General features: G+C 71.0%; 26 protein-coding genes and 1 tRNA gene. 9 read left to right on the top strand and 18 right to left on the bottom strand.

The annotated features are described in order from the left end of the window. Window positions 1–104: 104 nt before the first annotated feature. Window positions 105–479: an RNA polymerase-binding protein RbpA gene (locus BGO15_RS09025; RefSeq protein WP_045248130.1), complete on the top strand. Its 375-nt coding sequence runs from the start codon at window positions 105–107 to the stop codon at window positions 477–479. Here BGO15_RS09025 and lnt read toward each other — a convergent pair. The 9 genes from lnt to BGO15_RS09070 form a co-directional block, all read right to left on the bottom strand. Beyond that, window positions 476–2,095, bottom strand: a complete 1,620-nt coding sequence (gene lnt / locus BGO15_RS09030; RefSeq protein WP_156454693.1) for an apolipoprotein N-acyltransferase — start codon at window positions 2,093–2,095, stop codon at window positions 476–478. The two genes, BGO15_RS09025 and lnt, sit on opposite strands and share 4 nt — an antisense overlap. A 2-nt stretch (window positions 2,096–2,097) precedes the next feature. Further along, the gene (locus BGO15_RS09035; RefSeq protein WP_082483197.1) at window positions 2,098–4,473 is read right to left on the bottom strand and encodes a DEAD/DEAH box helicase; all 2,376 of its coding nucleotides are present in this window, start codon (window positions 4,471–4,473) and stop codon (window positions 2,098–2,100) included. 74 nt (window positions 4,474–4,547) lie between these two features. Then, window positions 4,548–5,303: a twin-arginine translocase subunit TatC gene (gene tatC, locus BGO15_RS09040; protein ID WP_056209249.1), complete on the bottom strand. Its 756-nt coding sequence runs from the start codon at window positions 5,301–5,303 to the stop codon at window positions 4,548–4,550. 64 nt (window positions 5,304–5,367) lie between these two features. Then, window positions 5,368–5,631, bottom strand: coding sequence for a twin-arginine translocase TatA/TatE family subunit (tatA, locus tag BGO15_RS09045; protein ID WP_045248132.1), 264 nt, complete (start codon window positions 5,629–5,631; stop codon window positions 5,368–5,370). 104 nt (window positions 5,632–5,735) lie between these two features. Then, complete coding sequence (locus BGO15_RS09050) at window positions 5,736–6,707, bottom strand: helix-turn-helix transcriptional regulator (RefSeq protein WP_056518563.1); 972 nt, start codon at window positions 6,705–6,707, stop codon at window positions 5,736–5,738. Next, on the bottom strand, window positions 6,704–7,696 hold the full coding sequence (locus tag BGO15_RS09055; RefSeq protein WP_056209072.1) for a helix-turn-helix transcriptional regulator: 993 nt from the start codon (window positions 7,694–7,696) through the stop codon (window positions 6,704–6,706). The genes BGO15_RS09050 and BGO15_RS09055 overlap by 4 nt, the downstream gene beginning before the upstream one ends. 41 nt (window positions 7,697–7,737) lie before the next feature. Next, window positions 7,738–8,688 carry an FKBP-type peptidyl-prolyl cis-trans isomerase gene (locus tag BGO15_RS09060; RefSeq protein ID WP_056209075.1) on the bottom strand — a complete coding sequence of 317 codons (951 nt, stop codon included), beginning with the start codon at window positions 8,686–8,688 and terminating at the stop codon, window positions 7,738–7,740. Window positions 8,689–8,697: 9 nt separating this feature from the next. Beyond that, on the bottom strand, window positions 8,698–9,705 hold the full coding sequence (locus BGO15_RS09065) for a tRNA (adenine-N1)-methyltransferase (RefSeq protein WP_056209076.1): 1,008 nt from the start codon (window positions 9,703–9,705) through the stop codon (window positions 8,698–8,700). Then, entirely contained in the window at window positions 9,702–10,385 is a 684-nt protein-coding gene (locus BGO15_RS09070; RefSeq protein ID WP_235557344.1) for an HAD family hydrolase, read from the bottom strand. Before BGO15_RS09070 ends, BGO15_RS09065 begins: the two co-directional genes overlap by 4 nt. Window positions 10,386–10,501: 116 nt before the next feature. Between BGO15_RS09070 and BGO15_RS09075 the strand changes: the two genes are divergently transcribed. Next, on the top strand, window positions 10,502–11,359 hold the full coding sequence (locus tag BGO15_RS09075) for a PAC2 family protein (protein WP_056209081.1): 858 nt from the start codon (window positions 10,502–10,504) through the stop codon (window positions 11,357–11,359). Window positions 11,360–11,375: 16 nt separating this feature from the next. Here BGO15_RS09075 and BGO15_RS09080 read toward each other — a convergent pair whose 3' ends face one another. Beyond that, the gene (locus tag BGO15_RS09080) at window positions 11,376–12,212 is read right to left on the bottom strand and encodes an undecaprenyl-diphosphate phosphatase (protein WP_056518562.1); all 837 of its coding nucleotides are present in this window, start codon (window positions 12,210–12,212) and stop codon (window positions 11,376–11,378) included. Between the two features lie 43 nt (window positions 12,213–12,255). Beyond that, window positions 12,256–13,560, bottom strand: a complete 1,305-nt coding sequence (locus BGO15_RS09085) for a M20/M25/M40 family metallo-hydrolase (RefSeq protein ID WP_056518560.1) — start codon at window positions 13,558–13,560, stop codon at window positions 12,256–12,258. A 101-nt stretch (window positions 13,561–13,661) separates the two neighbouring features. Between BGO15_RS09085 and BGO15_RS09090 the strand changes: the two genes are divergently transcribed. Further along, window positions 13,662–13,746 (top strand) — tRNA-Leu (locus tag BGO15_RS09090). A gap of 168 nt (window positions 13,747–13,914) precedes the next feature. Beyond that, window positions 13,915–14,688, top strand: coding sequence for a class I SAM-dependent methyltransferase (locus BGO15_RS09095; protein WP_056209087.1), 774 nt, complete (start codon window positions 13,915–13,917; stop codon window positions 14,686–14,688). A 13-nt stretch (window positions 14,689–14,701) separates the two neighbouring features. Here BGO15_RS09095 and BGO15_RS09100 read toward each other — a convergent pair whose 3' ends face one another. From BGO15_RS09100 to BGO15_RS09115, 4 genes are read right to left on the bottom strand one after another with little or no spacing between them, the layout of a single operon-like run. Then, entirely contained in the window at window positions 14,702–15,142 is a 441-nt protein-coding gene (locus BGO15_RS09100) for a DUF2871 domain-containing protein (protein WP_056209091.1), read from the bottom strand. 54 nt (window positions 15,143–15,196) lie between these two features. Then, window positions 15,197–16,294 (bottom strand): VIT1/CCC1 transporter family protein, encoded by a 1,098-nt coding sequence (locus BGO15_RS09105; RefSeq protein ID WP_169815903.1) that lies wholly within the window; start codon window positions 16,292–16,294, stop codon window positions 15,197–15,199. A 32-nt stretch (window positions 16,295–16,326) separates the two neighbouring features. Then, complete coding sequence (locus BGO15_RS09110) at window positions 16,327–16,788, bottom strand: SRPBCC family protein (RefSeq protein WP_056518557.1); 462 nt, start codon at window positions 16,786–16,788, stop codon at window positions 16,327–16,329. Then, on the bottom strand, window positions 16,785–18,635 hold the full coding sequence (locus tag BGO15_RS09115) for a DEAD/DEAH box helicase (protein ID WP_056209094.1): 1,851 nt from the start codon (window positions 18,633–18,635) through the stop codon (window positions 16,785–16,787). Before BGO15_RS09115 ends, BGO15_RS09110 begins: the two co-directional genes overlap by 4 nt. Before the next feature lie 108 nt (window positions 18,636–18,743). Between BGO15_RS09115 and BGO15_RS09120 the strand changes: the two genes are divergently transcribed. Further along, window positions 18,744–19,583, top strand: a complete 840-nt coding sequence (locus BGO15_RS09120; protein WP_045248146.1) for an SGNH/GDSL hydrolase family protein — start codon at window positions 18,744–18,746, stop codon at window positions 19,581–19,583. Window positions 19,584–19,586: 3 nt separating this feature from the next. Here the strand turns inward: BGO15_RS09120 and BGO15_RS09125 are convergent, their stop codons facing one another. Then, complete coding sequence (locus BGO15_RS09125) at window positions 19,587–20,408, bottom strand: TrmH family RNA methyltransferase (RefSeq protein WP_056209097.1); 822 nt, start codon at window positions 20,406–20,408, stop codon at window positions 19,587–19,589. Between the two features lie 70 nt (window positions 20,409–20,478). Here BGO15_RS09125 and BGO15_RS09130 point away from each other — a divergent pair, with 70 nt between their 5' ends. The 3 genes from BGO15_RS09130 to BGO15_RS09140 all read left to right on the top strand — a co-directional run bounded on the left by BGO15_RS09130 (window position 20,479) and on the right by BGO15_RS09140 (window position 22,480). Then, window positions 20,479–21,330: a Sir2 family NAD-dependent protein deacetylase gene (locus BGO15_RS09130; protein WP_056209100.1), complete on the top strand. Its 852-nt coding sequence runs from the start codon at window positions 20,479–20,481 to the stop codon at window positions 21,328–21,330. Beyond that, window positions 21,327–21,932, top strand: coding sequence for a histidine phosphatase family protein (locus BGO15_RS09135; protein WP_056209104.1), 606 nt, complete (start codon window positions 21,327–21,329; stop codon window positions 21,930–21,932). Before BGO15_RS09130 ends, BGO15_RS09135 begins: the two co-directional genes overlap by 4 nt. A gap of 74 nt (window positions 21,933–22,006) precedes the next feature. Then, entirely contained in the window at window positions 22,007–22,480 is a 474-nt protein-coding gene (locus BGO15_RS09140) for an Lrp/AsnC family transcriptional regulator (protein WP_056209109.1), read from the top strand. On the opposite strand, the gene BGO15_RS09145 is transcribed toward BGO15_RS09140, so the two are convergent. Beyond that, the gene (locus BGO15_RS09145; protein ID WP_082483186.1) at window positions 22,452–23,453 is read right to left on the bottom strand and encodes an EamA family transporter; all 1,002 of its coding nucleotides are present in this window, start codon (window positions 23,451–23,453) and stop codon (window positions 22,452–22,454) included. The genes BGO15_RS09140 and BGO15_RS09145 overlap by 29 nt on opposite strands. Before the next feature lie 73 nt (window positions 23,454–23,526). Between BGO15_RS09145 and BGO15_RS09150 the strand changes: the two genes are divergently transcribed. Beyond that, window positions 23,527–24,084 (top strand): CGNR zinc finger domain-containing protein, encoded by a 558-nt coding sequence (locus BGO15_RS09150; protein ID WP_056209112.1) that lies wholly within the window; start codon window positions 23,527–23,529, stop codon window positions 24,082–24,084. On the opposite strand, the gene BGO15_RS09155 is transcribed toward BGO15_RS09150, so the two are convergent. Continuing rightward, entirely contained in the window at window positions 24,047–24,955 is a 909-nt protein-coding gene (locus BGO15_RS09155) for an alpha/beta fold hydrolase (protein ID WP_056209114.1), read from the bottom strand. The genes BGO15_RS09150 and BGO15_RS09155 overlap by 38 nt on opposite strands. Window positions 24,956–25,001 lie beyond the last annotated feature (46 nt).

Raw genomic sequence — 25,001 nt, forward strand, 5'->3', positions numbered from 1 at the left:
CCTGGAGAACCACTGGGAGTTCAGGCCCCGCTGGGGCGCCGTGGATGATCCGTCCAGGTCATGGCGTTATACCAGTCAAGCGACAGCGACGAGAGGACCACACAATGGCAGATCGCAGCCTCCGCGGAATCCGACTCGGCGCCCAGAGCCTACAGAGCGAAGAGGGCGTCATTCTCCATGAGCGCATGCAGCGTACCTACGTCTGCAGCGTCTGCGGCAAGGACACCACCCTGACGTTCGCGGCCGATGCCGAAGCTCCCGAGACCTGGGAGTGCCGCTCATGCGGCGGTGAGGCCGTGCTTCGCGTGGGCGAGGGCACCGTGACGATCGATCACAGCGACGACAAGGCGCCCCGCACCCACTGGGACATGCTCCTGGAACGCCGCACCATCCCCGAGCTCGAGGAGATCCTCGAGGAGCGCCTGGCGTACCTGCGCGAGCGCCGCGGCTCGGAGAGCACCGCGAAGAAGAGCGCCTAACCGCGCTCCACGTCGACGCCGGTTCCCCCTGCGGGAGCCGGCGTCTTGGCGTACCTCCGTCGGCGCCACAGCAGCGCGCCACCGGCCCCCACGAGGGCGACGAGCGACCCGGCGACGAGCACGACCTGTACGCCGTCGCCGATGACGACGGCGGGTGTCAGCCCGGTGCGCAGCGGGACATCCGTCACCGCCGCCCCGGGCTCGTCGGCCGCGAGGCCCGCGATCACCGAGCCGTCCGGGGCGATGACCTGGCTCGTGCCGACGGTCGACAGGTTGACGACGGCGCGCCCGGTCTCGATGGCGCGCATGCGGGCGAAGGCCAGCTGCTGCAGGTTTTCGTCGGTGCCGCGGAAGTCTGCGTTGTTCGTCTGCAGCAGGTAGACGGATGCCCCGTCCCGCGCCGCATCGTGGACGACGTCGTCGTAGATCACGTCGAAGCAGATCGCGAGCCCGACGGTGGTGCCTGCCACCGACATGACCGGCGCGGCGGTTCCCGGCGTGTAGCCGCGCTGGATGAGTCCGACGAGATCGGGTGCGAGCGCGTAGAAGAAGTCGCGATCGGGCACGTACTCGCCGAACGGCACGGGATGCCGCTTGTCGTACGTCTGTGTGGCCCCCGCCCCGTCCAGCCACATCATGGAGCTGTTGAAGACGTCGGCGCCCCGCTCGGTCGCCGCGTTCATGAGCAGCGGCGCCTGCACCTGGGCGGACACCGCATCGAGCACGGCGGCCGTGGCGGAGTTGTGGGTGGGGTCGGAGTCGACGCCGCCTTCGGGCCAGAGGAGGACATCCATGCGCTCGTTGGCGATGGGAGCCGTCGCCTTCAGCTGCGCGTCGAGAACGGCGTCGGCGGTGCGGGAGTCGAAGTACCCGGCGGGACCGTTGCCCTGCACCCAGCCCACCCGCAGCGTGCCGTTCGCCGTCGTCGGGAAGGCGGGCAGCGCGAACAGCACGACCGCGACGACGGCCGCCGGGATCGCTGCCCACACGGCGCGCCGTCGCAGCCGGATCACCTCGAGCGCGGCCGCGCACACGAACACCATCAGAAAGGTCAGCCCGCTGATCCCCGTCCACGAGGCGACGCGCGCGAGGGGGCTGTCGGCCTGGGTCATGCCGAGGCGGGCCCACGGGAACCCGCCGTAGGGGAAGGTGCCGACGAGCACCTCGCGAGCGGTCCAGAGACCGGCGACGACCAGGGCGAGCACGAGGGTACGGCCCCACGGGCCGGGAAGGAGCCGCGGCATCCACCGATACGCGAGCGAGATCGGGATCGACGCGATCGCGACGAGCGCCGCCTCCAGCACCGACAGGGCGATCCACGGGATCGGTCCGAGGTATCGACCCGTGAACGACACGTTCACGAGGAAGAACGAGAGCCCGAAGAGGAGCCCGCACAGCACGCTCCCCCACACGCCGCGACCGACGAGCGTCGCGAGAGCCAGCACGACGGCGGGAAATGCCATCGGCCACCATGCGAGCGACGGGAACGCCGTCGTAAGTGCGAGGCCGGCGACCACCGAGAGCAGCGATGCGAGCCACAGCGGGAACAGGCGAGGCGGGGACGCGGGCACTCGATCACTGTAGGCGGCGATCCCCGCGCGCACGCTGAGCCCCATCGTCAGACCGAGGCGTAGGCGACGATTCCGCGACGCACCGCATCCAACGCCGCGCGGGCGGTGCGAGCGAGCTCGCCGTCGGCGACGAGGGAGAGCTGGTCGAGCAGATCGATCGTCTGCTTGGCCCACCGCACGAAGTCGCCTGCCGCCATGTCGGCCTCGGTGAGCACGCGATCGAGCAGGGCGCCCCGGGCCCACGAGTGCATCGCCTGACTGAGGCCGAGGGCGGGCGGCTCCGAGCCCGGCAGATGGTGATCCTGCTCCAGATCGTCGAGACGCTGCCACAGCGTCTCCGTGGCACTGAGCGCCTCGCGGAAGCGTCCGCGGGGCAGGCCCGCCTCCCCCGCGCCGCGTTCGTCACGCCGCGGCTCGTACACCAAGGCGCACACGAGCGCCGCGAGGGCCGCGGCATCCAGACCTTCCCAGATGCGGGTGCGCAGCGCTTCCGCGACCAGGAGGTCGCGCTCACCGTAGATGCGCCTCATCGTGCGACCTGCGTCGGTCAGCGTCGCGGTGCCGTCCTCGCCCGCCCGCACGTAGTCGAGGGCCTCGAGCACATCGACGACCCGGTCGAACACCCGCGCGACGGTGCCCGTGCGCGACTCGATCTGGCGACGCTGGCGGTCCGTGTCGCGGCGCAGCTTCCAGTAGCGCTCCGCCCAGCGGGCGTGATCCTCGCGCTCGGGGCACGAATGGCACGGATGCCGCTGCATCGACGTGCGCAGCCGCTGGATCTGCTTCTGACGCTGATCGCGCAGGGAGCGGGGAGCCGTGGCATCCCGTCGGTTGATCTTCTCGAGGTCGCTGAGCTCCCGACGGATCGACGAGTACGCGACGTAGTCGCCGCGGTCGCAGGTCATCGCCTCGCGGTAGCCCTCCAGCGACGCCTCGGCCTCCTTGACCTGCCGGGCGACGCCGACGACGGATCGGTCGGCCTGGAACTGCGCGAACGACGACTCGAGGATCTCCCTCGCACGCGGACGACCGAACTGGTCGATGAGATTGACCGCCATGTTGTACGTCGGGCGGAAGCTGGAGTTCAACGGGTAGGTGCGACGGGAGGCCAGGGCCGCGACGGCCTGCGGGTCCATCCCTTCCGTCCACTGCACGACGGCGTGCCCCTCGACGTCGATGCCCCGGCGTCCGGCGCGCCCGGTGAGCTGTGTGTACTCCCCCGACGTGATCGCCACCCGCGCCTCGCCGTTGAACTTCTCGAGCTTCTCGAGCACGACGGTGCGCGCCGGCATGTTGATGCCGAGCGCGAGGGTCTCGGTCGCGAACACCACCTTCACGAGCTTGCGCTGGAAGAGCTCCTCGACGACCTCTTTGAACGCCGGCAGGAGACCGGCGTGGTGCGCGGCGATGCCGCGTTCCAGGTTCTCGCGCCATTCCCACACTCCGAGCACGGCGAGATCCTCGTCGGCGAGCAGGCGGGTGCGCTCGTCGACGACCCGGCGGATCTCCGCACGCTCCTCGGCGGTCGTCAACCGCAGCCCCGAGCGACGCACCTGCTGCACGGCGGCGTCGCAGCCCACCCGGCTGAAGATGAAGAAGATCGCCGGCAGCAGCGTGGCCCTCTCGAGCAGGTCCACGACGTGCGGGCGATCGATGCGCTCGGCGCGGCGCGGGTTGCCGTGGTGCACGAAGCGCGCGCCTCGGCCGCCGTTCCCACCCTGTCGGTGCGCCTGCAGGCGGCGATTGTTCTCCTGCGCGACGCCAGAGCCCGACCGCATCCGCAGCAGTTCGCGATTCACCTGCGCGGCGGCGACGCCCGCACGATCGTCGAACAGCGGCAGCAGATCGCCGCGCACGAGCACGTGCTGCTCGAGCGGCACGGGCCGGTTCTCCGACACGATGATGTCCGTCTCACCGCGCACAGTGTCGAGCCAATCGCCGAACTCCTCCGCGTTGGAGACCGTCGCCGACAGTGACACGAGCCGCACTCGGCGCGGCAGGTGGATGATGACCTCCTCCCACACCGCGCCGCGGAAGCGGTCGGCGAGGAAGTGCACCTCGTCCATCACGACGTAGCGCAGGTCGCGCAGCGCGGGCGAGTCGGCGTAGAGCATGTTGCGCAGCACCTCGGTCGTCATCACCACGACGCGGGCATTCCCGTTGATGTTCGTGTCACCGGTGAGCAGGCCGACGTTCTCGGGGCCGTAGACGTCCTGCAGCTCTCGGAACTTCTGGTTCGACAGCGCCTTCATCGGGGTCGTGTAGAACGCCTTGTCCGACGGCTCCCGCATCGCGAGGTGCACCGCGAACTCGCCGACGATCGTCTTGCCAGCACCGGTCGGCGCGGCGACCAGCACGCTGCGACCCTCTTCGAGGGCGCGGCATCCCTCGAGCTGGAACGGATCGAGCCGGAACCGCTGCATCGCCGCGAACTCGTCGGTGACCGGATGCCCCGACTCGCCGTCCCGGCGCGACGCGTGCCCCGCGTCGGGGGCGCTCACGCCTCCGGCCCGGCGAGATCGAGCCGGACGCGCCGGGCCTTGCGCCAGTCGAACAGCACCGACACCGACGCGGCGGCGATGTACAGCACGATGAGGATGCCCGCGAGCAGCAGCATCGAGGTGATGTCGGCGGCGGGGGTCGCGACCGCCGCGAACACGGCGGCCACGAGCACGGCGATGCGCCAGCCCTTGAAGATCGCGCGACCGCTGACGATGCCCGACAGGTTCAGCGCCACGAGGAACACCGGCAGCACGAACGCGATGCCCACGACCAGCAGCAGCTTGAACACGAAGTCGTAGTAGTAGTCGTACTGCAGGAACAGCGCCCCCTGCTCGGGCACGAGCCCCGACATCAGTTCGATGATGTGCGGCATGATCAGCCACCCGACCGCGCATCCGCCGAAGAAGAGCGGGATCGCCGCCAGCATGAAGCCGATCGTGTACTGCATCTCCTTGCGGGTGAGGCCGGGCATGATGAACGCCCACACCTGCCAGATCCAGACCGGCGCCGACAGGATGATGCCGACGGCGAAGGCGATGCGCAGTCGCAGATCGAAGCCCGCCGTGATCGAGTTGAAGTTGAGGGCCGCGAGGTCATTGCCGCGGGACTCGGCCACGACGGCGATCGGGTGGGTCAGCAGCGCGATGATCGGATCGGTGAGGAACGCCGCGATCACCATGCCGGCCACGAGCCCGATCAGCGCGAAGACGATGCGCTTGCGCAGCTCGCGCAAGTGCTGACCCAGCGACATGCGCTTGTCGCGCTTCGGGCCGCCGGGCTCGCCGATGCGCGGCAGGTCGGCCGCGGTCACCGGTTCAGGAGGTCGTCGAGGACGAGTTCGTGCTCGACGGCGAGGCCGGGGTCGAACCGGGCGCCTCGGTGGACTCCGAGGTCGCGGATGCCGCGGCATCCTTCTTCTCGTCGTCCTTGAGTGCCTTCATCTCGCCGCGGAAGACGCGGGCCGACTGGCCGAGGCTCTTCGCGAGAGCGGGAAGCTTGGCGGCGCCGAACAGCAGGACGATGATCAGCACCAGGATCAGCAGGTGGGGCCACCCGAATGCGTTACCGAAGATGCCCATGATTCTCCTCACCGCAGGCGTGTTTCCCCGAGTCTAGCCTCGCGTGCACCCGGCGACGCCGTGACGCCCCGGATTCGTCTCTGCGAATCCTGTGAACGATCGACTCAGGCGGGATCGTATTGCGCGAGCGCCGCCGCCGCCCAGTCGCGGGCCGCGCGACGCGCGCTCTCGGGCGCAAGGATCTCGACGTCGCCGCCGCGGCGGGTGACCAGGCGACGCAGGCTGCGCGGATCGCCGATGCGCATCGTCGCGGTGCAGACACCGTCGACGCACGCGACGTCGGCGTACGAGAGGTATTCGCCGAGCAGCGGCGTGAGTCGCTCCGCGAAGCGGATCGTCGCGGTCGCATCATCGCCGCCGGGCTCGAACAGCGGGGGGACCGGCTCGCCCGAGTGGGTGATCGGGATGTCGGTGAGCGCGACATCGCTCACCCGGTCGAGATTGAACGTGCGCATCGCCCGGCGCAGGTGACACCAGCCCTGCAGATACCACTCACCGCCGGTGATGTGCACCTTGACGGGGTCGACCGTGCGCACCGTCGGTGCACCCTCGGGGGTCTTGTACGTGAAGGATGCCGCGACTCCCCGCGTCAGCGCATCATCGATCGAGCGCCGCACCGCGTCGACGGGTGCCGGGGTGAGCACGAGCTCGGCGGGGGCGGTCGCCGCCCCGCGCGCGAGCTTGGCGAGCAGTCCCCGCATGAGGTCGCCCTCCCCCACTCCCGGGACGGCGGCGACGACCTGGAGCCCGGCGAGGAGCGCCGCCGCTTCCCGCGCGGTCAGCTTCGGGGCGCGTTCGAGTCCCACGGTGTGGGTGATCGCGATGCGGTCCTGCTCGTCGAGCAGATCCCAGTCGATGTCGAACAGGTCGTGGGGCAGCTGCCAGTAGCCGCCGTCACCCGGGCGGCCGATGACGGTGAGCTTCTCCACGATCTGACGCATCTGCGTCTCGGACACGTCGAAGTCGGCGGCGGCCTCGGCGACGCTCACCTCGCCGTGCTCGATCAAGTAGGGCACGAGCTGCAGGATGAGCGCGGCGCGGTCGGTGGCGACGAGCGGCGGACGGGCGTCGGTCATGCGGAACCTCCGCTGCGGGCGAGCGCCGCGCGAAGTCGCGAGACCACGAGGCGGCGCAGTTCGGCGGGCTCGACGACGCGCACCTCGGGACCGTAGGAGGCGAGTTCGTCCGCGAGCACGTGCGCATCGACGAACGGGATGCGCAGCCCCTGGGCCGCCGGCGAGGCGCGCCGGGCGAGCCGCAACGCGGCCTCGGTGCCCGGGTGCACCTCGACGAGGGCGCTCTGCGACGCGGCGAGCTCGTCCAGCAGAGCGCGCGCCCGCTCCCCCGCACCGGCGCGCAGACCGGGATCGAACGAGACCCGCGTCACCGCGACCTCGCCGACGATGCGCGAGAGCAGAAAGGTGCGAGGCGCATCCGCGTCGAGGTCATGGGCGTGGAGATGCCAGCGCGCCTCGTACTCCAGCAGCGCCAGGGGGCGCGCGCGACGAGCCCGGGGGGCATGCTCACCGGGCTTGAGGTAGTCGAACGCCACGACGCGCGCGGTCTCGATCGCGCGCTGCAACGGCGCGAACGCGGCATCCCGAACGCTGATCCGGGGCGCGTAGGCCCCCAACGGCTCCGTCGTGGGGATGCCGAGGGCGCGGATCTTGCGCAAGCCTGCGCGGGCGTCGACCGAGAGGGATGTCTCGTGCCACACCGTGCCCGCGAGGTCGAGGAGGGCCGCCTCCGCCGCCGTCAGCGATACCTCGTCGGGCAGCGCGTAGTCGTCGGTGGCGATGCGGTACCGGGCCTCGCGGAGATCATCGGGATCGGCGTAGTCGCCGAGCGTCTCGATCGGCACGCCGAGCGAGCGCAGGCTCTCCTTGTCACGCTCGAACATCTTCTCGAGCGCATCCTTCGACGCTCCCGCCTCGGACTGCTCGCGATACCCCGAGACCGAGCCCAGGATCGTGTCCTTCGTGAGCCCCTGGTCGGTCGCAAGCAGCGCCACGACCAGGTTCACGAGCCGCTCCTCGGGCGCGACTTTCGATCCTGTGTTCGGCACGAGGACATCCTATGGTCGCAGGATGTCCCCGTGGCCGCGGCTCACTGCGTGGCGTCGATCCCGAGGATGTCGACCACGAACACGAGCGTCGAGTTCGCCGGTATCTGGCCCGTCGCGGTCGATCCGTACCCGTCGGACGGCGGAATCACCGCGAGGATCTGCGAGCCGACGGTCGCACCCTTCAGCGCCGTCGCCAGGCCCGGGACGATTCCGGTCATGGAGAGCGAGGCCGGGGTCGATCCCCACGAGGAGTCGAAGACCTTTCCGTCGGCCCAGGTGAGTCCGGTGTAAGCGACCCGCACCGTGTCCTTGTCGCCGACGGTCGCGCCGGTGCCCTTCTGGAGCGTCTGCACGACCAGCGAGGTCGGCGGGTCGGTCTTGGGGATCGTCACGCCGGGCTGCCCGGAGGGGGCGAGCACGACGACGGGGAGGTTGTGGCCGTCGTTGAAGACGGGCGTGCCGTCGGCACGCGAGAGATACACCTTCTGCACGTCGATGACCGCGATCGCCGACTCGTCGGCGGCGAGGCCGAGCGAGGCCGTCGACGAACCGAGCTCAGTCGGGGTCAGACCCACGATCATGCGCGTTCCCTCGCCTGCGCACTTCAGCGCCGCCTCGAACCCGGGAACGGTCTGGACCCATGTGGACACCGGGGTGATCGTGGGACCTGTCGACCCGTAGCCCGCGGTCACGATCTCTTTGCCGGTCTTCGCGCTGAACAGGTCGACGGCGAGACCGACGAGCTGGTCGTCGCTCACGATCTCGGTTCCCGTGCCCGTCGTGAGGTCGACGAACTGGCCGTCCCCGGGGCTGAGCGGCGACGAGATGTCGACGGTCGGCTTCTTCGCGAAGTCACCGGAGACCTGCACCAGGGACGCGAGGTTGCCCGGGTTCGTCGTGCGGGCGCACGTCGGCGCGGACGCGGTCGCACATCCGGTCAGGGCGAGGGCGGCGAGGCCGAAAGCGGCGGCCGCGGCGAGGGTTCTGCGCACCGGATCAGTCTATGCGGGCGACTGGTCGCTCTCCGACGCGCCCGCCTCGCGCAGCTTGGCGTCGGCGGCGCGCTGCGCCTCCCGCACGCGCTTGCGCAGATTCTTGTCCGTGATCTCCCGGTCGCCGACCGCACCCGGGGTCCAGACCTCGACGTCCTCGTCCGCATAGGAGGGCTTCTTGAGGGCGCGCCGCCGCACGTCCGGCGGCACCGCACCCGGAGCGAGGCGCCGCGCGGAGATCAGGAATCCGGTGTGCGCCACCATCCGGTGGTCGGGGCGTACCGCGAGACCCTCGACGTGCCAGCCGCGCACCATCGTCTCGCTCGACTCCGGGTCGGTGAACGCACCCGTCGCGCGCAGGTACTCCGCCACACGGCTGAGCTGCGTCGCCGTGGCGACGTAGCAGACGAGCACGCCCCCGGGAACGAGCGCGTCGGCCGCGACGTCGATGCACTCCCACGGCGCGAGCATGTCGAGCACGACACGGTCGACAGATGCCTGCTCCACCGCGCGCGGGAGCTCCTCGGCGAGGTCGCCTTCGACGATCTGCCATGAAGCCGGCGACTCCCCGAGGAAGGTCTCGACGTTCGCCCGCGCGACGTCGGCGAACTCCCCACGCCTCTCGAAAGAGACGAGACGCCCGGTCGGACCGATCGCCCGCAGCAGCCACAGCGAGAGCGCGCCGGAGCCGACGCCCGCCTCGACCACGACGCATCCGGGGAACACGTCGGCCTGAGCGAGGATCTGCGCGGCGTCCTTCGGGTAGACGATCGCGGCACCGCGCGGCATCGACATCACGAAGTCCCGCAGCAAGGGTCGCAGCGCCAGGTATTCGGAGCCGTGGCTGTTGACGAGCACCGAACCGTCGGGCTGGCCGACGATGTCGGCGTGGCGCAGCACGCCGTGATGGGAATGGAGTTCGCCCCCCTCGCGGAGGGTCACCGTCGACAGGCGCCCCTTCGGGCCGGTGAGCTGCACGCGATCTCCGTACGCGAACGGACCGCGACCGAGGCTCACGCGCGCACCTCGCGGGCGCGGCGTGCGGCGTGGACCTCGGCCAGGTCGGCGAGGCCCCGCCCCTCGAGGGAGGGCCAGAGGACGTGAGCGCCGACGCCCGCGAGCGAGACCATCAGCGGGACGCCGACCGTCGTCGTGCGGGCGGCGATAGCGGAGCGCAGCCCGTTCGGCGAGTCCTCGATCGCCACCACGTCCTCGGGGGCGACATCGAGCAGCTCGCACGCCTGCAGATAGGGGTCGGGATGCGGCTTCGGGCGGGTCGCATCGTCGCCGGCGACGATGACGTCGAATGCGTCGAAGTCGATCAACTCGACGACGTGAGTCGCCATCCGCCGCAGCGACATCGTCACGAGGCCCGTCTTCACCCCGGCCGCGCGCAGCTCCGACAGGAGCTCACGGGCACCGGGACGGAACGGCACACCGGTCGTGCGCAGGTCGCCCATCACGGTTTCGGTCAGGTGGTCGATGATCGCGCCCTCGTTCATGCGCACCCCGGCGTCCTGGAGGATCCGAGCCGACTGGTCGAGCCCGAGGCCGACCAGCTGCAGCGCCTGCTCGTGCGACCAGCTGCCGCCGTAGCTCTCGACCAGCGGGGTCTCTGCGGCCATCCAGTACGGCTCGGTGTCGACGAGGGTGCCGTCCATGTCCCAGAGCACGGCGGCGGGTGCGGGGTGATTCACCCGGCCATGCTACCGGCGCGGCGCGCGCGGCCACGGCCCGTCACGGGCCCGAGACGCCTATCCTGGTGTGACCGCGAGCGCCGTCCTGGCGCCGTGGAGGCAACGAGAGGGGCCCGGTGGACGGACTCGGTCGACGCGTGCTGGTCGTCGCCTTCGACGGATGGAACGACGCCGGCGAGGCGGCATCGGCGGCCGTCAGCCGTCTGCGCGAGACCGGCGGCTACGAACCTGTCTACTCGGTCGACCCGGAGCTGTACTTCGACTACCAGTACACCCGGCCGAGCATCGCCGCCGACGAAGACGGTGTGCGCCGCATCTCCTGGCCCGAGACGACGCTGCTGCGCCCCGCGCAGACCACGCGCGGCACGCAGCTCTGGCTGCTCACGGGCGTCGAGCCGGCGCGGGCCTGGCAGGCGTTCGCCGGTGAGCTGATCGACGTCGCGCTGCGTGAGGACATCACCGGCATGGTCGCGCTCGGCTCGATGATGGCGGATGTCCCCCACTCCCGTCCGATCTCGATCTTCGCGGGCAGCGAGAACGAGCAGCTGCGTCATACTCTCGACCTCGACCGCACGACCTATGAGGGGCCGGTCGGCATCCTCAGCGTCCTCGGTCAGGCCGCCGACACCGCCGGCATCCCGACAGCCTCGCTCTGGGCGAGCGTGCCGCACTACGTCGCCGGTCACTCGCCGTCGCCCAAGGCGACCCTCGCACTTCTCGACCGCCTCGAGGACCTCACCGGGGCGAAGATCGACCGCGGTGACCTGGCGACGCAGTCCGCCGCGTGGGAGGCGTCCATCGACGCGGCCGCGGCCGACGACGAGGAGATGACGGAGTATATCCGCGGCCTCGAGCGCACCCGCGACGCGTGGGACTCCCCGGAGGCGTCCGGCGATGCGATCGCCCGTGAGTTCGAGCAGTACCTGCGCAAGCGCGGCGACGACCGGCCCGGCCGCGGCGGGCCGCAGCGCTGAGAGCGCCCGATGCCGCTCAGGCGGCGATGACGCCCGTCGCGAGCATGACCATCACGAAGGCGCCGAGCGCCACGCGGTAGATGACGAAGGGCAGGAAGCTGCGCTTCGAGATGAACGCCATGAAGTACTTGATGACCACGAGGGCGACGACGAACGCGATCACCGTCGCGAGGCCCGTCTCGAGCAGGGTGAACGGCGGGTTCACCTCCGGCTCCTTCACGACCTTGTACAGCTGATAGAAGCCCGAGCCGAACACCGCCGGGATCGCGAGAAGGAAGGCGTAGCGAGCCGCCGCGGCGCGCTCGTAGCCCATCAGCAGACCGGCCGTGATCGTCCCGCCCGAGCGGGAGACACCGGGGATGAGGGCGAGAGCCTGGGCCAGGCCGTAGATCACGCCGTGGCCGACGGTGAGCTGATCCAGACGTCGCCGGCGTGCGCCGATCGCGTCCGCGATGCCGAGGAGCACGCCGAACAGGATGAGCATGCCGGCGACCAGCCAGAGGGAGCGGAACACGGTCTCGATCTGGTTCTGGAACAGGATGCCCAGCACGACGATCGGAATCGACCCCAGGATGATGAGCCAGCCCATGCGCGCATCGGGATCGTTGCGCGGCGCGCGCCCGACGATGGAGAGCGCCCACCGGCTGACGATCCTTACGATGTCGCGCCAGAAGAACAGCACGACGGCCGCCTCGGTGCCGATCTGCGTGATGGCGGTGAAGGCGGCGCCCGGGTCCTCGGTGCCGGGGAGGAACGCTCCCAGGATGCGCAGGTGCGCACTGGAGGAAACCGGCAGGAACTCGGTGAGCCCCTGGACGAGGCCGAGGATGATCGCTTCGAACAAGTGGCTCATGGTCGTCTTCCGTTGGGGGTGGGGCGGGAGGCGGCGCGGTGGATCAGTAGGTGCGCAGCAGGCGGGTCAGCACATCCTGACCGAACGTCAGCGCATCAAGCGGCACGCGTTCGTCGACACCATGGAACATACCGGTGAAATCGAACCCGCTCGGCAACCTCAGCGGCGCGAAGCCGTAGCCGGCGATCCCGAGGCGGGAGAGCGCCTTGTTGTCGGTGCCCGCGCCGAGCAGGTAGGGGACGACGGGAACACCCGGATCGGCATCCTGAAGACTCGCGACCATCGCGTCGACGAGCGAGCCGGAGAAGGGGGTCTCCAGACCGATGTCGCGCACGACGATCTCGATGGCGATGTCATCCCCGACGATCCGCTGCACCTCGGCGAGCACCTCGTCCTCGGTTCCGGGCAGGACCCGGATGTCGACGGTCGCCTCCGCACGATCAGGGATCACATTGTGCTTGTAACCGCCGGCGAGTCCTGTCGGGTTCGCCGTTGTGCGCAGGCTCGGCCGGATGAACGCTGCGGCCGGACCGAACAGGTCGGCCGCGGCATCCGGGTCATCGACGTCTGCTCCGGTGAGGTCGGCGACCGCCGCGAGAAGCGCCGCGGTCGTCTCGGTGAGGCGCACCTCCCACGGGGCGCGCCCCAGCGCCGCGACGGCCTCGGCGAGCCGGGTGACGGCGTTGTCCGGATGCCACCGGCTGCCGTGTCCGGCGGCGCCGCGCGCCACCAGCCGCACCCACAGCAGCGCCTTCTCCCCCACCTGCAGCAGGTACGCCCGGCGTCCGGCGACATCGATGGAGAACCCGCCGACCTCGCTGATCGCCTCGGTCGCACCGCTGAACCACTCGGGGCGGTCTCGCACGACGAGCGCCGAGCCCTCGACGCCACCGTTCTCCTCGTCGGCGAAGAACGTCACGATCAGGTCGCGCTCGGGCTGTTCTCCGGCGCGCAGGATGTCGGCGACGGACGTGAGGATCATGGCGTCCATGTTCTTCATGTCGACGGCACCGCGACCCCAGAGGTATCCGTCGCGAATCTCACCGGCGAACGGGTCGACGCTCCAGTCGTCGACCATCGCCGGGACGACATCGAGGTGCCCGTGCACGACGAGGGCAGGCTTCGACCGATCACGACCCGGTACTCGCGCCGACACGTTCGTGCGGCGCGCGATCGGCTCGAAGTAGCGGGTCTCGAGTCCGAGTTCCTCGAGGTACGCGCCGACGAACTCGGCCGCCTCGCGCTCGCCTTCGCTGCGTCCGCCACCCCAGTTGGTGGTGTCGATGCGGATCAGATCGCGGGCGAGCCGGATGACCTCCGGCAGCTCCCCCGGCTCGGCTGCAGTCATGCGCCCCAGGCTACCCGCTCGGCGAGGGCCCGCCCGGTTCGTGACGCCGCGTGGAGCATGCTAGGCTCGACCCTCGGTTGCAAGACCACACATCACCCAATGCGCGGGTGGCGGAATAGGTAGACGCGCTAGCTTGAGGTGCTAGTGCCCGTATAGGGCGTGGGGGTTCAAGTCCCCCCTCGCGCACACAGGATGCCTCAGCATCATCACGACGAAGGCCCCCGGAGACGGGGGCCTTCGTCGTTGGCGCATCCGTTGCTGCGGATCTCGCCAGGGGTCGCGCCCACGACCGCGGAGAGGCAGGATGAGCCCCATCGAGCCTGCTGCGACGGGGCCGCGACGGAGGGAAGGGCGATGACGTTCGATGTGCCGGCCGAGGCTTATCAGCGGTTCATGGGACGCTACTCGGAGCCGCTCGCCCAGCGCACGCTGGACGTCGTGGGCGAGCTCGATGGTGTGCGAGCGCTCGATGTCGGTGCGGGTCCCGGGGCGATCGCTGCGGCACTCACCGCGACTCCGGGGGTCACGCCGGTGGCCGCGGTCGACCCCTCCCCGTCCTTCGTCGAGGCGCTGCGCGAACGGCTTCCCGGCTGCGATGCACGTGTCGCAGACGCCGAATCGCTCCCGTTCGCCGATGACGCCTTCGATCTCGTCATCGCGCAGCTGGTGGTCAACTTCCTGCGCGACCCGCACGCCGCCATTCGGGAGATGGCACGGGTCACCCGTCCGGGCGGCGTGATCGCGGCATCGGTCTGGGACTTCGGCGGCGGGCGGGCGCCCCTGTCGCTGTTCTGGCACGCGGCGCGCGAGATGGACCCGACCGTCGACGACGAGACGGGCGGCGTCGGCACAGGTCGGGGCCAGATCGCCGACCTCTTCCGGTCGAACGGACTCGTCGAGGTGGTCGAGCACGAGCTCGAGGTGCACGTTCCGTACACGGGCGTCGACGACTGGTGGGGACCCTACGAACTCGGCGTCGGGCCCGCGGGCGCTTTCGTCGCGACCCTCGACGCGGCCGCCCGAGCAGAGCTGCGCGTCCGCTGCGGAGCACTCCTGCCGGGTCCGAGCGGCGTCATCGACGCGGTGGCGTGGTGCGCTGTCGGGCGCACTCCTCGCATCGACCGGTAGCGCGGCGCACGGGTCAGTCGATCGTGGTGGCGGGCGCGGTCCGGCCGCGCAGGCCGTCGTTGATCGCGAACAGCAGCAGCACGAGACCGGCTCCGAGCGTGATGTGCCCGAGGCCCGCGATTCCGGAGATCGCCGCGCTCGCCGGGACGCCGAGCACCTGCATCGTGCCGTGCACGGTCATGATGGCGACAGTCAGCACGAGCCCCGCGTTGTAGACCCAGAAGAACCACGCGAAGAAGCGGCTGTGGCCGAGGCGGTACACCTTGTCGAGCACGAGCACGATGAGCATGGCGAGGAAGCCGAGGGTCAGCAGATGCGTGTGGAGCACGGCGAGCTGGGTGCCCTCCCCCGATTCGAACGGCGTTCCCTTGGTCATCTCACGGAAGTACACACCGCCTGCGAGTCCGAGCACCAGATAGACGCTCGCCGCGATGAAGACGGCGCGCTGAGACATCCGAGACATCTCTCCCCTTTCGTTACCTTCAGCATATCTGAAAGTAACGAAGGTTCAGATTCCCGCCACCCCGAACAGGAGCCCGAGGACGTACGTGACCGCGGCGGCCCCGAAGCCGATGCCCAGCTGTCGGAGACCGCGGCGCAGCGGCGGCGCCCCCGAGAGGAGACCCACCGCGGCGCCGGTGCCGAGCAGCGCCACCCCGACGAGCGCGAGCGCGACGAGCACGGCCGCAAGACCCTGCAGCCCGAACAGCCACGGCAGCACCGGGATGATCGCCCCCGACGCGAAGAACAGGAAGCTCGAGAGCGCCGCGCTGAACGCGCTGCCCACGACCTCGTGCGTGTCCGCGCCCTCCGGCGGCCGGCGGTAGGGCACCGCACGGTCCGCCGTGCGCGCCGTCTCGATCACCAGACGTGCCCGCGCGGTCGCCTCGGCGTCACCGAGTCCCCGCGCGCGGTAGATCAGGGCGAGCTCGTTCTGGTCGAGGTCGAGATCGGGCAGCACGTCGTCGCCGAAGTTGTTGGGCTCGGTGGCCTCGAGCAGCTCGCGCTGCGAGCGCACCGAGACGAACTCCCCCGCGCCCATCGACAGGGCTCCGGCGAGCAGGCCCGCGATGCCGCTGAACAGCACGATGCGCGCGTCGACGCCGGTCGCCCCGATGCCCATGACGAGCGCGAGGTTCGACACGAGACCGTCGTTCGCCCCGAACACCGCGGCACGGAAGGTTCCCGACAGCCTGCGACGTCCCGCCGCGGCGAGCCCCCGCACGACCTCGCTGTGGATCTTCTCGTCGGCGCGCATCGCCGGGGTCGCGTGGGGGTCGTCGTCGTAGGGCGAGCGCGTCTCGGCCTGCTGAGCAAGGGCGAGCACGAAGATCGACCCGAACCGTCGCGCCATCCAGCCGAGCAGCCGCGTCGATGCCGATGCGCGCGGCAGTCGCTCCGGCTCGCCGCCGAGCAGCGCCAGCCAGTGCGCCTCATGGCGTCCCTCGGCGTCGGCGAGTGCGAGCAGGATGTCCCGCTCCTCCCCCTCGCGGCGCGCGGCGAGGTGACGGTAGACGGCCGCCTCGGCCCGTTCGTTTGCAAGGTAGTGCGCCCAGCGGGCGCGGTCGCGGGCAGTCGCCGGAGCGGAATCGGATGCCACGGGCAGCTCCTCGATCAGGGGGGGGCGGGGCCACCAGGCTAGCCGCGCACGGCGCGCCGCATCATTCGGCGCCCCGAAGCCATGACCGCGGTGTGCGCGAGCACGAACACGGGGCGCAGGAGCCAGGCAGTGCGGTTCATCCACGCCCGTTCGGTGCGCACCACCCAGCGCACGCGCACCAGGGTGCCGGATGCCGCGGCGAACAGCGCCACCTCGCCTTCGCCCAACAGATCGCCGTCGCTGCGCGCGGCGAGCACGACTCCCGGTTCGACGCGGGTGAGCACGGCGTCGAGCACGAGGCGGTAACCGAACGGGCTGCGCACCGTCAGGCCGACGTGCGCGCCCGGTTCGAGCGCTACGGGAGGGCCTGTCACCTCGACCGCCGGCCAGGGCGACGGGGCACCGGCGGCGGGGCGCAGCATCCCCTCGATCGCGCGCCAGCAGCGGGCGGGGTCGGCGGGGATGCGCCAGACCGAGACGAAGTCGTAGCGACTGCTCACGCGTGCACCCGGCGGCGCAGCAGGTCGATGCGCGCCTGCAGCTGCGCGACGGTCGCGTGCGAGACCGCCGGCCCCCCGCACAGGCGCCGCAGTTCGGCGTGCACCATCGCGTGAGGCTCCCCGGACTGCCGCGCGTAGAGACCGACGAGACTGTTGAGCAGCTGCCGCTGCTCCTTGAGCGTGCGGTGCAGCGCCCCGGGGAGGAGCGGGTCGATCGGGGCGTCCTCGTCCGCGCTCGCCTCGCGGGCCTCGCGCGCCTTGCGGTGGCGGGTCTGCCGCGCCTGACGCTGCTGCAGCAGCTCGTGCACGTGCTCGGGCTCGAGGATGCCCGGCAGCCCCAGGAACTCCTCCTCCTCCGGGGTGCCCGGCACGGCGAGCTGACCGAACTCCTTGCCGTCGAAGAGCACCCGGTCGAAATGAGCCTGTGCATCGAGTGGCAGGAACGCGAACTCCTCGGTGAGGGCGTCGGATGCCGCATCCGGCCGCTCCGCGGCATCCATCAGCGCTTCTTCGGCGTCCCATTCGTCACCGGTCGCCTCGCGGTCGAGCGCGTGGTCGCGCTGCGCCTCGAGCTCCTGTGCGAGCGCGAGCAGCTGGGGCACGTTCGGCAGGAACACGCTCGCCGTCTCGCCGCGGCGTCGCGCCCGCACGAAGCGTCCGATCGCCTGCGCGAAGAAGAGCGGCGTCGACGCGCTCGTCGCGTAGACACCGACGCTGAGGCGCGGCACGTCGACGCCCTCGGAGACCATGCGCACCGCGACGAGCCAGCGGGACGTGGACTGGGCGAACTGCTCGATGCGCGCGGATGCCTCGGCCTCGTCCGACAGCACGACGGTCGGCGCCTCGCCGCTGACGGCCTCGAGGATCGCCGCATACGCGCGGGCCGCGGTCTGGTCGGTCGCGATGACGAGCCCGCCCGCATCGGGCACCTGTTCGCGCACCTCGCTCAGACGGCGATCGGCGGAACGCAGCACGGCCGGGATCCACTCGCCCTCGGGGTTCAGCGCGGTGCGCCAGGCCTGCGCGGTGACATCCTTCGTGTTGTCCTGCCCGAGGTAGGCCTCCATCTCCTCGCCCGCCTTGGTGCGCCAGCGCATGTGACCGGCGTAGACGAGGAAGAGCACGGGCCGCACGACGCCGTCCTCGAGCGCGCGGCGGTAGCCGTAGGCGAAGTCGGTGCGGGAGACGCGGATGCCCTTCGCATCGGGGTGGTACTCCACGAACGGGATGGGCGCCGTGTCGCTGCGGAACGGCGTCCCCGACAGCAGGAGACGCCGCGTCGCGCGGCCGTACGCGGTGCGCAGCGCGTCGCCCCAGCTGAGCGCGTCGCCGCCGTGATGCACCTCGTCGAGGATGACGAGGGTGGGCGCGTCGAGGATGAGGGTCTCGTGGACGCTCGCCTTCACGGCCACCTGGGCGTACGTCACTGCGACGCCCTGGTAGTGCCGGGCGGGCCGGGCGTGTCGGTTGCTGAAGGCGGGGTCGAGGCGGATGCCGACGCGCGCGGCGGCATCCGCCCACTGGGTCTTCAGATGCTCCGTCGGTGCCACGACGACGATGCGGCGCACGACTCCGCGACGCAGGAGCTCGCTCGCGAGGCGCAGCGCGAACGTCGTCTTGCCGGCGCCGGGCGTCGCGGCGGCGAGATAGTCGCGCGGTCCCTTGCCGACGCCGTCCGGCCCGTCGAGGGCGAAGTAGGCGTCGAGGGCCTCTGCCTGCCAGGCCCGTAGCCGCTGCGCGGTGCCCCAGGGGGCGCGCTGGGGGAACGAAGGCGACAGGTGCTCGGCGGCGAAGCTGCCGAACTGGTGCGCCGGAGCCTCGGGAGCGAGTCCCTCGTCCTCCGTCATCCCAGCTCCCTCCGCCGCGGGCGGGCGGCGAGGTTCCACGATAGACGACGCCACGGACGCCAGGCCCCGTCGTGCCGCGGGTAGGCTTCGGCGGAGGAGGCCACCGCGATGTCATCCCCTACCCGCTCCCCCTTCGTGTCCAACGAGCAGACGCACCCGTGGCGTCGGTTCGTCGCCATCGGCGACTCGTTCACCGAGGGGATCGGCGACCCCGACCCGGCGAGCCCCGGCGGCAACCGCGGCTGGGCCGATCGCATGGCCGAGGTGCTCGCGGCATCCGTCGACGACTTCGCCTACGCCAACCTGGCCGTGCGTGGCCGGCTCATCCAGCAGATCGTCGACGAGCAGATCGAGCCCGCACTCGCCCTCTCCCCCGACCTCATCACCTTCTGCGCCGGGGGCAACGACGTCATCCGCCCGGGCAGCGATCCCGATGAGGTCGCCACGATCTTCGAGGACGCCATCATCCGACTGTCGTCCCAGGGTGCCACGATCGTCGTCTTCACCGGCATCGACACCAACTTCACCCCGGTGTTCCGGCCGATCCGCGGCAAGGTCGCCATCTACAACGAGAACCTGCGCGCGATCGCCGAGAAATACGACTGCATCGTCGCCGACCAGTGGGCGCTGAAGGAGATCCAGGATGCGCGCTTCTTCGACGGCGACCGGCTGCACATGAACGCGCTCGGCCACCACGAGGTGGCCCGCATGGTGCTGCGCGCGCTCAACGTGCCGAACGACCTCGAGCCGATGCAGCCCTCGCCGATCCCCTTCCGCACGTGGCGGGAGGCGCGCTCCGGCGATCTGGTGTGGGCTCGGGAGTTCCTCGTGCCGTGGGTGCTGCGGCGCCTGCGCCATCAGTCGTCGGGCGACGACGTCACCGCCAAGCGCCCGGAGCCGAGCCGCGTGCACCGCATCGAGTCGGATGCCGCGGCATCCGAGCACTGATCCCTAGCGTGGCGGATGCCGCAGGGCCCACAGGGCGACGGCCGCGGCCGACGCGACATTCAGCGAGTCGACTCCACCCGCCATCGGGATGGTGACCACCGTGTCTGCGGCGGCCAGGGCCCGACGCGAGAGGCCGTCGCCCTCCGCACCCATGACGAGAGCGACCCGCTCCGCGCGCGTTGCGGCGAACACGTCGAGGCCGACGGCGTCGTCGGCGAGAGCGAGCGCGGCGATCGTGACGCCTGCAGCGTGGAGGGCGTCCCGCGCCTCCGGCCAAGCCGGCAGGCGGGTCCACGGCACCTGGAACACCGTGCCCATGCTCACCCGCACGCTGCGCCGGTAGAGCGGGTCGGCGCACCGCTCGCTCACGAGCACCGCGTCGGCGCCGAGCCCCGCGGCGGCACGGAACGCCGCACCCACGTTCGTGTGGTCGACGAGATCCTCGAGCACGAGCACGGTGCGGGCATCGGCGAGCACCTCGGCGAGGGGGCGGTCGGGCGGGCGGTGCATCGCCGCCAGTGCACCGCGGTGCACGGCGTACCCGGTCAGCGTCTCGGCGACGTCGGGTGCGACGACGTACACGGGCACGGATGCCGCGCCCCCCGCGGCATCCAGCAGTGCCGTGATCTCGGCGACCCACTGCTGCTGCACGAGCACCGAACGCGGCTGATGCCCCGCCGCCAGAGCGCGCCCGATCACTTTGGCCGACTCGGCCATGTAGAGGCCGCCGGCGGGCTCGAGCAGCCGCCGCAGCGCCACATCGGTGAGGTCGCGATAGTCGGCGAGTCGGTCGTCGGAGGGGTCTGTCAGCTCGATCACGGGCACCGCTCCAGAATGCCGCACGTGTCACACGGAGGAAATCGGCGGGGCGTAGGCTCGACCGTGGGAGGGTGCCGTGGCGACAGCGACCGAGTCGGATCCGCAGCTGGAGGCGCGGGTGGCCGAAGCGATCGATCTGCTCGCGGGGCGCCGCGTCGCGGTGCTCACCGGCGCCGGTGTGTCGACCGACTCCGGCATCCCCGACTACCGCGGGCAGGGTGCGCCCGTGCGCCGTCCGATGACCTTCGACCAGTTCCTCGCCGACGACAGCTCGCGTCGCCGCTACTGGGTGGGGTCCCACCTCGGCTGGAAGCGCTTCGCCGCCGCCGAGCCCAACGCCGGCCATGAAGCCCTCGCGCGACTCGAGCACTCGGGCGCCGTGACCGGCGTCGTCACCCAGAACGTCGACGGGCTCCATCTGCGCGCCGGCAACAGCCGCGTCGTCGAGCTGCACGGGACGATGCGCCGGGTGATCTGCCTGCACTGCGGTCAGGTGTTCGACCGGCGCGACCTCGCCGAGCGCATCGAGACCGACAACCCCTGGATCGTGGCCGACTCCGACCTTCCGCTCGGCCCCGACGGCGACGTGGCTCCCGCGACCGCCGACGGGTTCCGGATCCCCACCTGCAGCGTGTGCGAGGGAGCTCTCAAGCCCGACGTCGTGTTCTTCGGCGAGTACATCCCGGCGGAGCGCTTCCGCGAGGCCGAGCAGATCGTGCGCGGCAGCGACGCACTCGTCATCGCCGGCTCGTCGCTCGTCGTCAACTCCGGCATCCGCTTCCTCGACCGGGCTCGACGCCGCCGTCTGCCCATCGTGATCGTCAACCGCGGGGACACCCGCGGTGACGCCCGCGCCACCGTGAAGATCGACGCCGGCACCACCGAGGTACTCCGCGCGTTCGCCGACGCCCTGGGAGGGCCCGAATGAGCTCCACCGCCGACCACCCGACACGCATCATCCTGGTGCGCCACGGCGAGACGGACTGGAACCGCGCGGGACGCATCCAGGGGTCGACCGACATCCCCCTGAACGACACCGGACGCTCGCAGGCGCGGGACGCCGCCGAGCGGCTCGTCGCCGAGGTGACGGATGCCGCGACCGTCGCCGTCGTCTCGAGCGATCTGTCGCGCGCGCGGGAGACCGCGACGCTCATCGCCGATCGACTCGCCCTCCCGCTCGGCCCTTCCGACATCGGACTCCGTGAGCGCGGATACGGCATCGCGGAGGGACTCGACGTCACCGAGTTCCGCGCACGCTTCGGTGACACCCACAGCGGTGAGGTTCCGGGCGCGGAGACCGTCGACGAGGTCGCCGACCGCGCGAACGGCGCGTTGAGACGGCTCATCGCCACGAGCGGCTCCCCCGACGTGCTCATCGCGGTGGCGCACGGCGCGCTCATCCGCGCGGTGCTTCGCGCGGCCGCATCCGATGCGGCGCCGACCGATGACGCGCGCGTCGGAAACGGCGAGTGGCGCGAACTCGCCCTCACGGCGGACGGACGGCTCGTCGCTGCCTCCACTCAGCACTGACTGAGGAGCATTTTTCACGCCTGAAACAATTCGAGTGCGCATATTGCCTCTGAGCGGTGCTAATGTCCCCCATTATGGCGATACTCGATGCGAGTGATCTCGCTCTTCTCCAGGCATTGTCTGCCGACCCTCGTCGAGCGGTGACCTCGCTCGCCGACGACCTCGGCATGTCCCGCAACACCGTGCAGGCGCGGATGTCGCGGCTCGAGCGCGCCGGTGCGCTCTTGAGCTACGAGCGCGCGATCTCCACCACGGCGCTCGGCTATCCGATCGATGCGTTCATCTCGGTGCGCCTGCGACAGCCCGAGATCCCCCGCATCCGCGACGAGATCGCCCTCATCCCCGAGGTGGTGCAGGCCAACGGCCTCGCCGGCTCGATGGACCTCCTGGTGCGCGTGGCCTGTCGCGACACCCCGCATCTGTTCACGACCGACCGTCGCATCCTCGCCATCGACGGCGTCGATCGCACCGAGACGTCGCTTGTGATGGACGAGCTCATCCCCTACCGGGTCGCGCCCCTCATCGACCTCGCGCGCTCGGAGCGCTGACCTGAGCGGGCCGCGCGTCGAGCCGAACCAGCACGACGCCGGTGAGCAGCACCGCCGCCCCCACATACTGCACCGGGCCCGGCAGCTCGCCGAGCAGCAGCGCCGCGAACAGCAGCGCGAACAGCACCTCCGACAGCCCCACGAACGACGCGACCCGCGAGCCGATGCGCGGCACCGCGGCGATGCCGAGGCCATAGCCGAGGGATGTCGCGACGAGCCCCACCCAGGCGAGTGGTACGAACCACGGCACCGCGACGCCGGCGAAGGTGACGTCGACGAACGCGGCGTGCAGGGGCAGGAGGCCGGTCACCCCCACGAGCGCCATGACCGCGGCGCCGACGAGCAGCCCGCCGGATGCGAGCGCGAGGGCGGGCAGACGGTCACCCGCGCGCTCCGCGATGACGAAGTAGGCGGCGACGCACACCGCGGCACCGAGCGCGAAGACGGTGCCGAGCACGTCGAATCGCGCGCCGGTCACGTCGACGACGAGCACCAGCCCCGCGATCGCGAGCACGGACCCGGTGAGGACGAGCCTCGAGGGACTGCGTCGGGTGCGCACCCAGGCCACGGCGACGAGCAGCACGGGCGCGAGGTACTGGATCAGCAGGGCCATCGCGACCGGCATTCGCTGCATCGCCGAGAAATAGAGGATCTGGCAGCCGGCGACCCCGGTGGCCCCGAACGCGAGGATCGTCATCGCGTGGCGGCGCAGGAACCCGGGTTCGAGCCGGATCGCGCGCACGAGCGCCGGCGAGAGCACGAGCCCCGCGAGCGTCATGCGCACCAGCAGCACGGCGCTCACCGACCAGCCGGCCTCGAGCAGCGGCTTCATGAGCGGGCCGCTCGACGAGAACGCGAACGCCGAGCCGACCGCGAACACGAGCCCGGACGGCGCGAAGCGCGGCGTGTCGCGCAGCGGCACCGTCGCGAGGGTCGGGACGATCAGCGGGACGGGTGCGGTGGGAGCGGACATGCGGCGCCGATCTGTCAGGACCGTTCAGTGATTACACTCATGACCGTAAGGGATCGGGGCGTCAGGAGTCAACATGCTTTTCATTCATGACACGGCGGAGTCCCTGCGCATGGCCGCCGACCTGGTCAACACCCTGCCGATCACCGCCGCCTCCGACGTCGATCGCCTCCTCACAGCCGACGACATGGAGGAGTTCCTCGCCGCGCATCCGTACAGCGGAGCGATCGCCCGGGACGACCGCGAGCGGGCGGCGGTGCGCGGCATCCGGGACCGCCTGCACGCCCTCTGGCACAGCGACCGCGCTGACGCGGTTCCCCTCGTCAACGCGATGCTCGCCGACGGCAGCGCCCTCCCCCGGCTCGTCATCCACGAGCCGTACGACTGGCACATCCACGCGACGGACGACGACGCGCCGCTCGCCGTGCGAATGATGGTCGAGTCGGCGATGGCGTTCGTCGACGTGATCCGCCAGGACGCCTACGACCGCGTGCGCGTATGCTCGGCCGACGACTGCCAGGGCGTCTACGTCGACTTCAGCCGCAACGGGTCGAAGCGCTACTGCGACTCGGGCAACTGCGGGAACCGTATGAACGTCAACGCGTATCGGCGCCGGCTCGCAGAAAACGACTGATGGCGGATGCCGCGGGCTCCGGCGTCTCGTAGTGGATGAGGTGCCCCACCCCGGGGATCTCGACCAACTCGACGTCGTCGAACAGCGTCGCGAGCGTGCGCTCGGCCTCGATCGGGGTGATGTCGTCGAGCTGCGCGGCCACCAGCAGCGTCGGCACGGCGACACGCGGCGCGAACGCCCGCACGTCGTGCGAGACGGAGGTCAGGAACGCGTCACTGAGCACGTCGCGATCGGCGAACCGGGAGAAGTACGCGTCGTGCTGGGCGTGCACGAAGCGCCGCAGCTCGGGATCTCGGGTCTTCACCATCGCGATGCTCATGGCGCGCACGATCGCTCGGTTGCGGAGCAGGCCCTCGCCGAGCGGGGCGGGCAGGGCCGCCCCGGCGCGGTAGTAGAAGACCGCGAGCCGGGTGAGGATGCCGCGGGGTCCCTCGAGCGCCGGTGCACCGATCGGGTTCACGAGCACGAGGCGCGGGGTCTCGAGCCCGCGCGCCACGGCGGCCGCCGAGACGATCGAGCCGAACGAGTGGCCGAGCACGACGGCGCCGGGCGCGACGGCGGCGACGAACTCGGTCAGCCACTGCGCGTAGGCGTCGAGGTCGTGGGTGCGACCGGGGAGCGGCGGCGTCTCGCCGAAGCCCGGGAGATCCGGAGAGACGACACGCACGCCGTCGAGATGCGCGACGACGGGGTCGAGCCCGTGGTGCTCGCCGCGGAAGCCGTGCACGGCGACGACGGTCGCCCACGGCTCGACGCCCACCGGAGGATCGTAGGTCCAGTAGCGGGTCATGCCACCGAGGACCTCGACCTCGTGGCCCTCGACCCGCCGGTCGGCGAGCCGTGCGGCATAGGGCCCGGCGTCGACGATCATCCCCCGAGTCTACGGCGCCGCTCCGTGCCGCCCGGGCGCGCCTGCA

The sequence above is a fragment of the Microbacterium sp. 71-23 genome (assembly GCF_001897265.1).
Taxonomy (GTDB): Bacteria; Actinomycetota; Actinomycetes; order Actinomycetales; family Microbacteriaceae; genus Microbacterium; species Microbacterium ginsengisoli.

What these genes read in the sequence shown, in the direction of transcription:
- BGO15_RS09025 (WP_045248130.1), top strand. Translation starts at nt 105, where the DNA reads ATGGCAGATCGCAGCCTCCGCGGAATCCGACTCGGCGCCCAGAGCCTA.
- lnt (WP_156454693.1), bottom strand. Translation starts at nt 2,095, where the DNA reads ATGGGGCTCAGCGTGCGCGCGGGGATCGCCGCCTACAGTGATCGAGTG.
- BGO15_RS09035 (WP_082483197.1), bottom strand. Translation starts at nt 4,473, where the DNA reads ATGCAGCGGTTCCGGCTCGATCCGTTCCAGCTCGAGGGATGCCGCGCC.
- tatC (WP_056209249.1), bottom strand. Translation starts at nt 5,303, where the DNA reads ATGTCGCTGGGTCAGCACTTGCGCGAGCTGCGCAAGCGCATCGTCTTC.
- tatA (WP_045248132.1), bottom strand. Translation starts at nt 5,631, where the DNA reads ATGGGCATCTTCGGTAACGCATTCGGGTGGCCCCACCTGCTGATCCTG.
- BGO15_RS09050 (WP_056518563.1), bottom strand. Translation starts at nt 6,707, where the DNA reads ATGACCGACGCCCGTCCGCCGCTCGTCGCCACCGACCGCGCCGCGCTC.
- BGO15_RS09080 (WP_056518562.1), bottom strand. Translation starts at nt 12,212, where the DNA reads ATGAGCCACTTGTTCGAAGCGATCATCCTCGGCCTCGTCCAGGGGCTC.
- BGO15_RS09085 (WP_056518560.1), bottom strand. Translation starts at nt 13,560, where the DNA reads ATGACTGCAGCCGAGCCGGGGGAGCTGCCGGAGGTCATCCGGCTCGCC.
- BGO15_RS09095 (WP_056209087.1), top strand. Translation starts at nt 13,915, where the DNA reads ATGACGTTCGATGTGCCGGCCGAGGCTTATCAGCGGTTCATGGGACGC.
- BGO15_RS09100 (WP_056209091.1), bottom strand. Translation starts at nt 15,142, where the DNA reads ATGTCTCAGCGCGCCGTCTTCATCGCGGCGAGCGTCTATCTGGTGCTC.
- BGO15_RS09115 (WP_056209094.1), bottom strand. Translation starts at nt 18,635, where the DNA reads ATGACGGAGGACGAGGGACTCGCTCCCGAGGCTCCGGCGCACCAGTTC.
- BGO15_RS09120 (WP_045248146.1), top strand. Translation starts at nt 18,744, where the DNA reads ATGTCATCCCCTACCCGCTCCCCCTTCGTGTCCAACGAGCAGACGCAC.
- BGO15_RS09135 (WP_056209104.1), top strand. Translation starts at nt 21,327, where the DNA reads ATGAGCTCCACCGCCGACCACCCGACACGCATCATCCTGGTGCGCCAC.
- BGO15_RS09140 (WP_056209109.1), top strand. Translation starts at nt 22,007, where the DNA reads ATGGCGATACTCGATGCGAGTGATCTCGCTCTTCTCCAGGCATTGTCT.
- BGO15_RS09145 (WP_082483186.1), bottom strand. Translation starts at nt 23,453, where the DNA reads ATGTCCGCTCCCACCGCACCCGTCCCGCTGATCGTCCCGACCCTCGCG.
- BGO15_RS09150 (WP_056209112.1), top strand. Translation starts at nt 23,527, where the DNA reads ATGCTTTTCATTCATGACACGGCGGAGTCCCTGCGCATGGCCGCCGAC.
- BGO15_RS09155 (WP_056209114.1), bottom strand. Translation starts at nt 24,955, where the DNA reads ATGATCGTCGACGCCGGGCCCTATGCCGCACGGCTCGCCGACCGGCGG.